The organism is Thalassobacillus sp. CUG 92003 (assembly GCF_013618635.1).
In the GTDB taxonomy this organism is placed as follows: Bacteria; Bacillota; Bacilli; order Bacillales; family Halobacillaceae; genus CUG-92003.
The window spans coordinates 49923-63595 of the sequence record NZ_JABLSJ010000016.1; the positions used below are offsets into that span (position 1 = coordinate 49923).

Below are 13673 nucleotides of genomic sequence, written 5' to 3' on the forward strand. Positions count from 1 at the left end.
GACACTCATTTTGGACGATCCACACGCGTTATTTCTTCATAACAACTGTATTCGCCACTCGATCATAAAGCGACTGATTCTTTTTTGTGAATATAGCTGTAAAAATATAAAGGAACACCAAGGCGTAGAGGAGGAAGCCAATTAAGTAATATAGCACAGGCATGGCAGCATCGCCTAAATCCACTAGCCGATAGACAAGAAAGTGGGAGAGCTCCCAGGGCAAAAATTTTAGGAGTGTTCGGGCGGTGGAACGCAGGAGCGAAGGCGGTTCTCCTTTTTCAGTTACCACTTGGATGCGTTGTTGCTTTTTTCCCACCGATTGACCAGCGAGAACAGAATCACTGATGATGAAATAAATCGATACAGGAAGGGTCACCATAAAAAAGCCTGCTAATTGGGCTGCAGCAAGTGAACCTGTAAATAACGTTTGCAACGCAGGAAATACAAAAATATTCAGGATGAAGAGCAGGGTCAAATAAGCTGCTATCAGCAGATAATCGATCAAAAATGCTTTGATCCGTTGCATCAATGTCCCGTACATGGTCTCCCCTCTTTCTGAATCAAGGTCTTCTCACTATATCACAGTTCCGCCGCATAAGAATCCTCGTCAGAAAACCGCCCAACATTATCCATAAAATATATGTTGACCAGGATGGTCTAATGGCGTTATACTTTATTCGACCAGGTTGGTCTAGTTAAAGAATCTTAAAAATACACTGAATCAAAAGGGATGATGGAACATTACGAAATCATTTTCAAACCTAGAAGATGACAAACAGAGGCGGATCATAAATGCTGCCCTTGATGAGTTTGCCGAACAGGGTTATAAACAGGCTTCAACCAACCGGATTGTAAAAAATGCCGGCATTGGGAAGGGGATGATCTTTTACTATTTCAAAAATAAGAAAGAACTTTACCTCTACCTGGTCGATTACAGTCTTAATATTATTCAAAATGAGTATTTGATTATGATTGATACGGAGGAGAGGGATTTTATCGAGCGTCTGAAGCAGGCTGGTAATCTCAAACTCCAAGCTCAACTTAAGCATCCTAATGTATTTAACTTCATGGGCACGCACATGCTTGCTAACGAGACTGAGGTGCCGGAACATTCACAAAAGCGGGTCGAGGGACTGCAGAAACTGGGGAACGAAAAGCTCTACTGCAATATCGATAAAAGCTTATTCCGGGATGATGTTGACCCCAGTAAGGCGTTTCAGCTGATAACGTGGACGATTGAAGGGTATCAGAACCATTTAAAATACACCCTTAAAGGCGAATCGTTGACGACGATCGATTTTGATGCTTTATGGCAGGAGTTTTACGATTATCTCGACGTATTAAAGACGATTTTTTATCGATAAGAGGAGGATGCGATATGGCCATTTTAAAGACGAATCAGTTAACGAAACAGTTTGGAGATTTTAAAGCATTGGATGGCGTCAACATAGAGGTTAACGAAGGTGAAGTGTACGGATTCATAGGACCGAATGGAGCCGGGAAATCGACGACCATCCGTGTCTTGCTTGGCGTATTAAAAGCTTCGTCTGGGGAAGCGACGATATTCGGCCAGGATGTCTGGAAAGATGCGGTCGCTATTCATAAGCGCATTGCGTATGTACCAGGCGACGTCAACTTGTGGCCCAATTTGACGGGCGGCGAAGTGATCGATCTGTTCGTTAAGCTGCGGGGTGGAAATAATCAATCGCGCCGTGAAGAACTGATTAAGAAGTTCGACTTGGACCCTACTAAAAAATGCCGTACCTATTCCAAAGGGAACCGCCAAAAAGTTGCGCTGATCGCTGCCTTCTCTTCCGATGCTGATCTTTATATTTTGGATGAACCGACGTCTGGGCTCGACCCTTTGATGGAACGCGTTTTTCAGGAAAGTGTCATCGACTTGAAACGCGAAGGCAAAAGCATCCTATTATCGAGCCATATTCTTTCTGAGGTTGAAAAATTGTGTGACCGTGTCGGCATCATCCGCCAAGGCCACATCATCGAATCCGGCACCCTGCATGAATTACGTCATTTAACTCGCACCCATTTACTGGTGGAGACAAAACAGCCTATTACGTCTTTAGAAGGGATGAAAGGCGTCCATGATATTGAGGAATCAGAGAAAGGGCTCTCTATTCAAGTTGACTCGGAAGAACTGGATCAAGTCCTTCAGCATATCAGTCAATTTGGCGTTGTAAAGCTGGAGAGTGCTCCCCCGACGCTTGAGGATTTATTTATGCGCCATTATGAATCAACAGGGGCTGGAGGTGCATCGTAAATGGCTAACCCATTATTTAACCAAACATGGAAGCTGTCCCGGTTTATTTTACGCCGCGACCGCTTCAAACTACCGATTTGGCTGCTCTCCTTAACTGGCATAACCATCTTGATCGCCGAATCTTTCACAGGGTTGTATCCGACCGATGAAAGCAGAGAATCCATCGCTCAAACCATGGTTAACCCCGCAATGACGGCGATGGTCGGACCTGGATACGGGTTGGACAATTACACAATTGGCGCCATGATGGCCCATCAAATGCTATTGTTCACAGCCATCACAGTGGCAATCATGAGCATTTTGATTGTCGCTAATCACACCCGAGCTGATGAAGAAGACGGCAATTTAGAGATGATCCGTGCCCTCCCGACAGGTCGCTTATCGAATTTAAGTGCCACAATCGTCGTCCTGTTGGGTGTAAATGTAGTATTAGCGATGGCCTCGGGACTTGGTCTCTATGCACTCGGGATTGAAAGCATGGATTTACAGGGTTCCTTGCTATACGGGGCGGCCCTGGGAGCCACGGGCTTTTTCTTTACTAGTGTCACAGCCTTATTCGCGCAGCTCTCGGAAAGTTCTCGTGGCACGATTGGTTTGTCCTTCACCGTTCTCGGTGTTGCGTATTTTCTCCGGGCCATTGGTGATGTCAGTAACGAAGCCTTCTCCTGGGCATCGCCTCTCGGTTGGATATTAGGAACAGAAGTTTATGTCAACAATTACTGGTGGCCGATCGTGTTAACGTGTGGGGTCTCGGTGCTTTTCATCCTAATAGCGCTTTATTTAAGTTCCATTCGCGATTTAGGCGCTGGCTTTTTACCTTCAAAACCCGGTAAAAAGAACGCGTCACCCTTTTTACAAAGCCCGCTTGGACTTGCGCTGAGACTTCAGCGCACAGGATTAATTTCGTGGGCAGTGGGCATGGTTTTTCTCGGAGTATCTTACGGGTCCGTGTTCGGTGATTTGGACTCGTTTTTTAACGATATGGAAGTAATGGAAGAGTTTCTGTCTCCCGTGGCTGGTGTCTCGATCACAGAACAATTTACGGCCAAGCTCATGTCCATCATATCCATGATTTGTACCATCCCGGCATTAATGGTCTTGTTCAAACTTAAAGGTGAAGAAAAAAAGAATCGGGTCGAGCATTTATTAGGCCGGGCGGTCTCGCGCACGCGTCTGTTGGGAAGCTATTTTGTGATATCGCTCATCACAGGCTTCGTGATGCTTTCCCTTGCTGCCCTGGGCCTTGGCTCAGTTGCCCTATCTGTTATGGATAGCAGCATGTCGCTCGGCACCTTCTATAGTTCAGCAATGGTTTACATGCCGGCCATGGCTGTGATGATCGGAATCGCCGCTTTGTTAGTCGGTTTTCTCCCGAACATCACCGGTTTCACCTGGCTGTACCTGGGCTACTCCTTTTTTGTTGTGTATCTGGGCGGCATGTTCCAATTTGAGGAGTGGGTAGGGAACATGTCACCGTTCGCTCACGTTCCTCAACTTCCTGTCCAGGAGATGGAATGGGGCAGCACATCTGCGCTTATCGTCATCGCCGTGGCGTTAATCGTCGCCGGTTTTGCAGGCTATAACAAGCGCGATATTCAAGGATAATAAAGAGGCACCCTGCTTCTTTCAACTGATCGGGTCTGCTCCTTTAACAGGAAACAGACCCGATTAGTTATTTAGAAATCCGTTTTATTCAGTTTCATCATCCCTCCTGCATTGGTAACGATGAGCCATGCCAACAAGATCGATCCGGCACTTACCATCTGACCATTGAATTGCCCCACACTCATGTCAGCGATGGTATGCAAGGACCTTTCTGGTAACGCCATTAACACGTTTCCTGTAACTTGCGTGGGGAACAGATCAACGAATGCTGGCAGAAACATGATACCGATTGCAAATGTGACTCCCCCTGCCATTGATCGCAAGTAAAATGTGCCGGCTATACTTAATAGACTATAGAATAACGGCATAACAGCAGTCCCGAACAGCTTCAACAGTACCGCCTGGCCCCCTAGTGACAAGGCATGCATGTCATTTCCCAGGAGAATGAGCTGGTCCATTACCACGATGGATAGTGTTAAAGTGATACACAAAATGATTGACACAGCGGTGATAAACAGGACTTTTGCAAGGTAAAACTTTTGCCGGAGCGGCATAATCGCCAAAGCGGTATGAATAGAACCCTGCGAAAAATCAGCAGAAATAAAACGCGCTGAAAACACAATCAACATGATGGCCGCTACATCCATGCCCAGCAATGAAATATCCAGGACTTCTAGCTCTCGTAGTTCTGTCAGCTCTTTTCCTTGAGTCACGCCAATGGTAAATACAAATGTTAAACCTAATACGACGCTTAATATAAAAGTCGTTATTAAATAATTCCGATAGCTCGCAAGGAAAACAATCTTTTTTAAATCAGCTTTGATGAGATTAACCATTTTCATCAACTCCCTCTAGGTCCGAAGCTTTATAATCAACCTTTCCTTCTGTAATTTCTGTAAATAAATGTTCTAATGTTGGTTGAACGTTTTTGAGTTGATGGAGAGCAATGCGATGCTCATGTGCTAACCGCCCTATTTCTTTTGCATTTAAGTGTCGGACCTCTAACCCCTCATTCAGTTGAATCACATCCGCATGATGTTCCTTTAAAACCTGTGCGATCTCAGCCAGATCATCTGCTTCAACATAGACATAAGAACTTAAACTTTTTTGGTTCATTTCCTCAACCGTCATATCAGCTAGCAGCTTCCCTTGGGCTATGATAATGATACGGTCGGCCACAGCTTCGATTTCACTCATCAAGTGACTCGATACGATGACCGTTTTCCCTTCCTCAGCAAGCTGCTTAAGTAAAGTCCTCAGCCATTTTATCCCGTCTACATCCAGCCCATTAAATGGTTCATCAAATATGATTGTATCGGGGTCACTGAGCAAAGCGGAAGCTACACCTAACCGCTGTTTCATACCTAATGAGAAGGACTTGATTTTATGGTTTTGCACTTTTGCTAACCCTGCTTTGTTTAACAATTTCTCAACTCTGCCTTTTTCAAGATTCGCAGCTGTAGAAATTAAGTTAAGATGTTGCCGTGCTGTTAGGTTCACATCCATAGCAGCGGGGTCAATTAAGGCCCCAATTTTCTGTATGGGACGTGTGAAAGAAGCGTATGTTTCGCCATCAAACGAAACGTCTCCAAACGTCGGGCGTACGAGTGAAATCATCATTTTCATTGTCGTAGATTTACCGGACCCATTAGGGCCTAAGAATCCAGTCACCACCCCCGGTTTAAATGTTACATCCAAGTGATCAACGACTGTCTTCCCGTCATATTTTTTCGTCAAATTGTTCAGTTGTATCATTGCTGATCACCTGTTTTTTCACAATAATAGTGATGTGCCCCTTCAATAAAATCGTTACAAAAATGGAATAGAAATAGATCCTCTTCAGGCCATTGGTGGCGTTGTTCAAGACCGCTGGTATAGGCTTCAATCATTTCGGGATCATGGTCAGTCGCTCTTCCGATAAATTCATGCCACTTTTTTCCGAACTGGTAACCCGTATCACTTTTATAATGCAGGGCATTTATCTTATGATAAGCGGCCTCTAAAACAAGCTTTTTCCAAAGCCAATACACTTCAATAATCTCTTTTTCGTTCACGTTCTTTTCTTTAAAGAGGTCCGAGGTTTTTTGATCAAAGGACACGTTGGAATAATCAAAAATCGTCTCTTTATTCAGTTTTAGCGCAATTTTTATGACCTCTCCCAGATCAAAATTTGAGCTCTCCGAATCCATTGTGGCGACTATAGCTTCAATAATCGCAATATTCATTTTGATTTCCATCTCTTTTTGAAAAAGGATATTGGATTGGGTCTTTAATGCATTTTTTATAGCGCTTTTATTATTTGAATTGACCAGATGGTTTTTTATCTCTTTTAAAGGAAGCCCCAATTTTTTATAAAAAAGAATTTGCTGCAGGGTTAACAAATCATGTTGGGTATAGTACCTTAGATTATTTTCGCGCTTGGCCACGAGTAAACCGATTTTATCGTAATATTGAATGGTTCTTATGGTCGATCCTGATAATTCAGCGAGCTCACCCACGGTATAGAGTTTTTCAGACATATCCTCACCTCTTACATCATTAAACCACGTTACGTAACGTCATCTGCAAGCTTTTTCTATCATTAAAAAGCCCTGATATCTGCTTCAATTAAAACGTTGAAGGGGATAACAAGGCTTAGAATAACCATCAATTCCGTTTTATTATGTGTAAAAAGAAAGCGGATACTCAGTATTGATTCATGAGCTATTAAAAAGGTGAATGTTCAAATCACGAGCAAACCAAGCCTCAGAAGAGCTGGTTTAAATCAGAGGGTGTCAGAAGGTCAGTGTCAATCGGTTCATAGCCGAGCTGGCGTGCCATGGAAACAATCTGGCCTTTGTGGTGAAATTCATGGGTGATGGTGTGGGTCATGAGCCATAAGACAGAGAGCGACTCTTCAGCTTCCTGCCAGGAAACGGTGCCGCTAATTTCAGTTTGATACGCTCCGTCATATGCTGCGAAGAAACGATCCACTAACGCATCAACCTCGGTAAACAACGCTCTCATCTCTTTAACATGAACGATATGGCTTGAATCACGCGGCAGACTGGCATCCTTCAAGCCGAATCTCCCGAGCCAAGACTGGTAGCACTCAGCAACATGGCCGTGCAAGTTGCGAATCGAGCCCCAGCCGAATCCGGCGATTTCTTTCGTATAATCCTGCTCGTCAATTCCTTCGCAAAACCGAAACAATTGTTCTCTCGTGTATTTGACTAAATCATATTGCGCTTTCAGTACATCCATTTATTCACCTCCAGATTAGGCCGTGTATACCTCATGAGTGGGCAGTTCCAACAGTGTGAGTTTCCCCCCGTAAACGGCGCCTGTATCGATATCGATTTGATCCTCGTAGTAAGAAATGTCGCGGACGGGCGTGTGCCCGTGAATGACGGTCTTGCCTAGCCCGATCTTATCGGAATGACGCGTCCACAGCATTGTGGCCTCCTCTTGTTCGGCTAACGGTTTATTTGGCAGTAAGCCGGCATGAACGAAAATATACTCGTCTGTCTCATAATACAGGAGCAGGTTATGTTCCAGCCATTCCTGATGCTCCTTCAGCTCTTCATAATTCCCTTCGTATGATTTAAGGGTGCTGGCAGCTCCATTGATTTCCCAAAGCTCCATAGCCTGTTCATCATACTTGGAACGGATGAACAAATCATCATGGTTGCCTTTAATGGCGATCGCTCCGTCTTCTTCGACTAACTGCTTGACTTTGGCAACCACTTCTCGAGATTGTGGCCCCCTGTCCACATAATCCCCCAGCAGAATGAGTTGATCCTCATCCGGCCTATAAGCGGCTTTATCGAGCACAGCTTCTAATTTGTGAATTTCTCCATGGATATCGGAAATAACAAGATAACGCACTGATGAAACCTCCTCTCAAATGTGTCAGTTTATTTCGTATTGAACGGCTCTGCCATTATAACAGGCGTTGCCACATCTCTATCAACTGTAATGGCCCCTTAATCCAGGTCGCTTGTATACTTTTCCGGGAGCAACTCGAGTACGTTACACTTCACTAATGCGTCGTTGTGGAGAAGGATGACGTCGGTATCCTTGCCATAGTCACTGATCAGTTCCCGGCACATGCCACAAGGAGCGACTACCCAGCAGTGGTCGATATCTTCGTGGGGGTGAGGATGAGCGACAGCTACAATCGTTTCAAAATCATGATCGCCTTCTGATATCGATTTTCCAAGTGCCATCGCCTCGCTGCATACCGTAATCCTCCCGACATTTGCCTCGACGTGCACAGCAGCATACACGTTGCCTGTCTTCGTTCTTACGGCGGCCCCGATGTGATGACGGCCATACGAGTAATTCTGTTCAATGATTGCTTCTGCTTGTTTAATTAATTCCGTATCTTTTTCATCTAACGGTTTTGTTTTTAACATCCATTCCACCTCTTTCAGCTGCCATCCTTGTCTATATTCTCTTTCATTGTCACTCTCAAGCTACCCCCAGCTATTAAACAAACGTTTGAACAAGTTCCTCTCCTGTCATGCGTGCTCTATCTCTTCTATTTCGTCTTGTATGAACGCTATCAATTCTTTGATCATCGCGGGAGAGAAATCAAATTTGATGCCGGCTGCTTTGTATACTTCTTGCAATGACTGTTTATTCCCTAATGACAATGCACGTTTGTAATTCTTTAAGGCGGCTTCTGGGTCTTGCTTATACTGCTTATACATTTGCAATGCCCCAAGTTGGGCGATGACATATTCAATGTAATAGAATGGCACTTCAAATATATGAAGGATAAACAACCATTCCGCTTTTCTCGCTTCTTCATAACCGTCCCAGTTCACGACGCCAGGGTCGAGTCGTTCGCATATTTCTAAATATTTCTCCATGCGCTCTTCTTGGGTGTGGCCTGGGTTTTCATACATCCAATGCTGAAACTGGTCCACCTTGATCCCCTCAGGAAGAAAGCTGATGATATCTTTCAGAAGGTCTCGTTTCGCACGTTTTATATCCTCCTGATCAGGATAGATATGATGCCAGTAATCCATCGTGAGCAGTTCCATCGTCATACTGGCCAGTTCTGACGACTCCATTGGCGTTTCCCTGTAATAGGAAAGCTCAATACCGCTTTTATAATCATTATGAATGCAGTGCCCCATTTCATGGAGCAGCGTGAGCATATCATCATGCGTATGGGACGCATTCATAAATATGAAAGAGAGCTCTGACACTGGCAGCGGTGTACAAAACCCCCCAGGCGACTTGTTTTTTCTGCTTTCTAAATCAAGCATCCTGCGTTCATTCAACTGTAAGACTAATTCAGCAAATCGGGGGTCAAGCTCACCTAACACGGATGACGCCTTTTCCACCAATTCTTCGATGCTGTCAAACGGCTTCAACGGCCGTTTATCCGCCGGTACGGCCTTCGTATCAAATGGCCGCAGTTCAGCCAGCCCCAATTCGGCTTGCTTCTGTTCGTCGATACGTTTAGCTGCAGGCAGGACGTGAAGGCGTATCGATTCGGCGAGCTGTTTACATCATCGGGAGTGTAGTCAAATCGCTCGTATTTTTTGAACATGTAATCACGGTAATTAGGTAATTGACTATTTCGCGCTTTCTTTTCTCTTACGGATAAGAGCTGATCCATGATGTCTTGCAGGTCAGCCTGCACGTTCAACAGAGCATCGAAGATCAATGTAAAAGCTTGCTTTCGAATTGCTTGGTCAGGATCCTCTAAATACGGAAACAGCTGGATAATCGTTTTTTCTTCCCCGTCCCAATCTGCAGTAAGATTACCGGTGATCTCAAAATAACGCGTCGCCAATTTATCCTCTTCAACTTCAAGGGCGACGTTGGCTTCATTATACAGCTCTAACGCATTTTGTTTGCTTGCCAGAAACCGTCCGTACTCCGCTTCGTCAAGTTCATCCTTTAGTGGAGAACGGAAAATCTTTTCGTCAAGTTGGGATTGATACCGTTTCACGAGCGGCTCAATCTTTTCCTGATCATATTCAAAGATACGTTTAGCCGCTTCATCTTGATTAAAAGCCTGGAAATCTATGTAGTGCCCTGTAGTCGCTTCTTCAATCGCATCATAGAATTGCGAAACTTCTTTCAACCAGGAAACGAAAGCTTCTGGCGAAGAGGGTTCCTGCGCTAATAAATAGTGAAACTGGTCCTCTACTGTTGCCACATTACTGAAATCGTACGTTTCTTTATAGACTTAACCCACTGAGAAATCTCCTTTTTAGTTGAACTGGTATTACATATCTAAAAATGGTGTTGATTATCAATTCGATAAACCGGCTAAAATTCCCTTCTATATTAGGTATTCATTGCCTATACAATTATCATTCACTTGAATAATACTATTAGAAATGTTCATGCCTTCCTGCGTACTCAAAAAAGAGAAAGGAGGATATCATGCCTAGCGAAGTATTTGTACCAAGTGAATATGCAACAATTCAAGAGGGGATTAATGCGGTCGATGCAGGCGGTACCGTGAATGTGGCAGCAGGTTTATATAGTCCGACTGCAACGATAATGGCGAACAAATCTGTATCGATCCTCGGTCCTCAAGCCGATGTCGATCCTCGGCCGAATTGTATGACCACACGCATTCCAGGAGACCCCACCACGGAAGCGATTGTCGATGGCACCCTTTCCAACTTAACGAGGATTTTCAGGATTACCGCGAATGATGTAACGATAAATGGCTTTGAAATCAGAAATGGCACAGGTGATCTGGTTGATTCTCCTAATGCACTAACGCCTATCAAGCTACGTCCTCATGTTATTTATAACATTATCCACGGCGCAGGAGATGAAGGCGTTCAACTACGCAGAATCGAGGAAGGAGCAATTAGTTACAATCATATCTATGATACAGCCGGGGATGGCATTAACATTTGTTGTGGCTCGGATAACAATACCATCAGTTATAATGAGCTGCATGCCATCCGCTCCACTGATGCCGGTATCGCTCTCTACCAGGCAACCAATTCAATCATTGAATACAATATTCTCTACGATATGACCGCCATGGTATCTGACGATGGCATTAAACTGGGTGATGATACGGGTGTAGACGAAAACCTTCCCGGCGGCATCATTCGTAACAATATCATTTATAATATCAACGAAGATGGTATCGTTGTCATTATGAGTGACACGTTGGTAGAGGGAAATGAGATTTACGATAGTCGTGGGACAAACGGCGCCCTTTTCCTCGACGGGCAGACCGATAACATCACCATTATTAATAACTGCATCCATGACAATGGGGACGGTCCCCATACCACATATGGAATTAGAGTAGGCAAAGCAGGCAATGTGCCAACCAACGTCAGGGTCAATGGTAATAATATCTTTAATAACCCGGATGGCGGCCTTTTTTATAACTCGATGGCAGCACCACCACTGGATGCAGAAAACAATTGGTGGGGTAGTGAGGATGGACCGAATACACCAGGGGGTGATACGACGGTCGGGAACGTGGACTACACGCCTTGGCTGACAGAACCAGCAGCAGTTTGCAATCCGAATATAACGTGTCCGGATGATATTACCGTAGCAAATGATCCTGGGGAATGTTCAGCCCTCGTTTCATACGAAGTGGTAGCCAGAAGCAATGATTGTGGCATTACTGAAATTTCATGTAATGGCAGAACAGAAACCATTTCCCCGCCCCTGCAAATGGTCACGTTAGCAGAAGAGCAGACATTCCCAGTCGGCATGACAGAAGTAACGTGCTCAACAACTAATACAAGCGGGGATTCCGCCACGTGCAGTTTTTTCGTCATTGTTGAAGATACAGAAGCTCCAACGATTCATTGTCCTGAAGATATCCAGGTCGGTGTCACGCCGGGTGAAGCAGGAACGGTGGTTACCTATCCTGACCCTACTGTATCGGATAATTGCCCTGTCGTCACCCACACCTGCTCCCCTCCTTCAGGGTCTTTCTTCCCCCTGGGTGTTACCGCGGTCACGTGTATGGCGGAAGATTCAGCAGGCAATATGAGCTCGTGCTCCTTTGACATCACTGTTATAGAACGGAGTCCACTGTCATTAGAGCTTGACCTGACGCTGTCAAAGGACGTGCAGGTAGTAGCGGAGGCGAATCTGGACATTCAAGTCAATGATACGCAATCCGATCTAGAAACAACGAACGCTCAACAATCGATGGAATGTATCCGCGCCCAAAGAGTCTACGATTGGGTAGTATTTTGCACCGAATCATTACGCACCGTCTCAGTACCTGATGCATGTATTATTCAAATTCTAAGCTGCCAAAATGAAGGCAACGACGTGACTTCCAGCTGTGACGTGCTGCCGAACGCCTCCACCTTCACCATACTCGATGACATCAGGCCGGCTCCGGGAAGACCAGGATTCGGGACCGTCCCCATCCAATTCTCTGTACCGATCCTGATCAAGTACACGTGCAACAACCGTTTGATTTGTGAATTCGAAGTTACAATCGACACCATAGATGAAGTGGAACTGTGTTATCCGGAAGGAACCTCCATTATAGCAAGCGTTACAGCAGGAGACTGTTTTATAGTAAGGGAATTCTGACGTTGACACATAACGCCAGCGAACGCATTCAAACTATAATTTCAACATGTTCAGGAACTTCCTATATCGGAAGTTCCTTTTTCTCATGCCTTATACCGTATCGCCTTGTGTTTCATCGCGCGAGTCGTTTGAAACCAAAAACGGAACAAGGATCGGGGTGACTAGTACCAATACGAGAAGACGAATGACTTGCATAGCCGCGACGATACTGGCGTCCAAGTCAAGCGAGGATGCGACTGATGCCATTTGCGGTGCTCCGGCGGGTACGACCGCAAGTAAGCTTGTAATAAAGTCAAGCGGCGTCAAAAGGTAAAAGATAGCCGTTACAAGGAAAGTCAGGAGGAAAAAAGCGAGCAGAATAACCAGACTCGTCCACCCGACCCTTCTTATATCCGCTAATGAGCCTCGATCAAACCGCACACCGATAATGACACCGAGCATTGCCATTCCTATCCCGACGCCCAGATTCGGCATCGGAGGAAGTGCCAGCACAAACGTGTGAACTAGAAACCCGAGCACAATGGCGTATAAAAAAGCAGCAATAGGAATGTGCCACTTTTTTGCCAAGAGCAAAGTTAGAGCAGTCAGGATGCCATAACAAAGCACGGCCCCCACCATAGGAATGGAAGCTTCTGTTTCAGCTCCTGGCGTCGAGCTGTGCACGTCCTTCGTGTTCAGAAATGAAATCATGAAGCCAGCAACAATAGGAATTGTGGAAACCAACATCATAATTCTGACCGTTTGGAAGGCTGCCACCATCCCTAAATTGGCTTTGTATTCTCTGCTTAGCGCCATCATAACCGACGCCCCTGCTGGTAAACAGCAAAATAGCGCCGTCTTGGCATCGAGGTTTGAATACTTATAGAGCAGTTTGCCCAGTACCCAGCCTGCGGCCAACAAGATCACCATCGATATGGCCAATGGCAGCAAATAACCTCCCACTTCCTGAAACATCGACATCCTGATGGTCAGACCAATGCTCACGCCAATCACGGCGAGTGCGAGATCAAAGAGAATAGGGGGATACGTGATATCTGCGATCATCAAACGATAAAATGCTCCCACAAGCATAGCCCCTAACAGCCAACCTGCCGGAATATTAACCCAATCAAATAGAAAGCCGCCCATAAAGGCAGCAGCAATTAATAGAAATTTTTTCATTATGTCCAGCACCTTTGAGTCTGTTTATTTATTAAACATATACCATGATAGTTCAATCTCAATCATAATTCGAGCGCAAACGTTT

General features: G+C 45.1%; 12 protein-coding genes and 1 pseudogene. 4 read left to right on the forward strand and 9 right to left on the reverse strand.

What is annotated here, in order from left to right; translation table 11 throughout:
- Window positions 1-28 precede the first annotated feature (28 nt).
- The gene (locus HOP45_RS18565) at window positions 29-541 is read right to left on the reverse strand and encodes an RDD family protein (RefSeq protein WP_181350884.1); all 513 of its coding nucleotides are present in this window, start codon (window positions 539-541) and stop codon (window positions 29-31) included.
- A gap of 247 nt (window positions 542-788) precedes the next feature.
- Between HOP45_RS18565 and HOP45_RS18570 the strand changes: the two genes are divergently transcribed.
- Genes HOP45_RS18570 through HOP45_RS18580 form a run of 3 tightly spaced genes read left to right on the forward strand, consistent with a single transcriptional unit; the run spans window position 789 to window position 3883 of the window.
- Window positions 789-1364, forward strand: coding sequence for a TetR/AcrR family transcriptional regulator (locus HOP45_RS18570; protein ID WP_370458068.1), 576 nt, complete (start codon window positions 789-791; stop codon window positions 1362-1364).
- A 14-nt stretch (window positions 1365-1378) separates the two neighbouring features.
- Entirely contained in the window at window positions 1379-2278 is a 900-nt protein-coding gene (locus HOP45_RS18575; RefSeq protein WP_181350885.1) for an ABC transporter ATP-binding protein, read from the forward strand.
- On the forward strand, window positions 2279-3883 hold the full coding sequence (locus HOP45_RS18580; protein ID WP_181350886.1) for an ABC transporter permease: 1605 nt from the start codon (window positions 2279-2281) through the stop codon (window positions 3881-3883).
- A gap of 71 nt (window positions 3884-3954) precedes the next feature.
- Here the strand turns inward: HOP45_RS18580 and HOP45_RS18585 are convergent, their stop codons facing one another.
- From HOP45_RS18585 to HOP45_RS18615, 7 genes and pseudogenes are all read right to left on the reverse strand, one after another.
- Complete coding sequence (locus tag HOP45_RS18585; RefSeq protein WP_181350887.1) at window positions 3955-4719, reverse strand: hypothetical protein; 765 nt, start codon at window positions 4717-4719, stop codon at window positions 3955-3957.
- Window positions 4712-5638, reverse strand: coding sequence for an ABC transporter ATP-binding protein (locus HOP45_RS18590; RefSeq protein WP_181350888.1), 927 nt, complete (start codon window positions 5636-5638; stop codon window positions 4712-4714). The genes HOP45_RS18585 and HOP45_RS18590 overlap by 8 nt, the downstream gene beginning before the upstream one ends.
- The gene (locus HOP45_RS18595; RefSeq protein WP_181350889.1) at window positions 5635-6402 is read right to left on the reverse strand and encodes a MerR family transcriptional regulator; all 768 of its coding nucleotides are present in this window, start codon (window positions 6400-6402) and stop codon (window positions 5635-5637) included. Before HOP45_RS18595 ends, HOP45_RS18590 begins: the two co-directional genes overlap by 4 nt.
- Before the next feature lie 226 nt (window positions 6403-6628).
- A complete protein-coding gene (locus tag HOP45_RS18600; RefSeq protein WP_181350890.1) occupies window positions 6629-7126 on the reverse strand; it encodes a DinB family protein in 498 nt (165 codons plus the stop codon).
- Window positions 7127-7141: 15 nt separating this feature from the next.
- Entirely contained in the window at window positions 7142-7750 is a 609-nt protein-coding gene (locus HOP45_RS18605; RefSeq protein WP_181350891.1) for a metallophosphoesterase family protein, read from the reverse strand.
- Between the two features lie 98 nt (window positions 7751-7848).
- Window positions 7849-8280, reverse strand: a complete 432-nt coding sequence (locus HOP45_RS18610) for a cytidine deaminase (protein WP_181350892.1) — start codon at window positions 8278-8280, stop codon at window positions 7849-7851.
- Window positions 8281-8385: 105 nt separating this feature from the next.
- Window positions 8386-10043: pseudogene (locus HOP45_RS18615) on the reverse strand (M3 family oligoendopeptidase).
- 230 nt (window positions 10044-10273) lie between these two features.
- Here HOP45_RS18615 and HOP45_RS18620 point away from each other — a divergent pair.
- The gene (locus HOP45_RS18620) at window positions 10274-12427 is read left to right on the forward strand and encodes an HYR domain-containing protein (RefSeq protein WP_181350893.1); all 2154 of its coding nucleotides are present in this window, start codon (window positions 10274-10276) and stop codon (window positions 12425-12427) included.
- 90 nt (window positions 12428-12517) lie between these two features.
- Here the strand turns inward: HOP45_RS18620 and HOP45_RS18625 are convergent, their stop codons facing one another.
- Window positions 12518-13588: an AbrB family transcriptional regulator gene (locus HOP45_RS18625; protein WP_181350894.1), complete on the reverse strand. Its 1071-nt coding sequence runs from the start codon at window positions 13586-13588 to the stop codon at window positions 12518-12520.
- Between the last annotated feature and the right edge of the window lie 85 nt (window positions 13589-13673).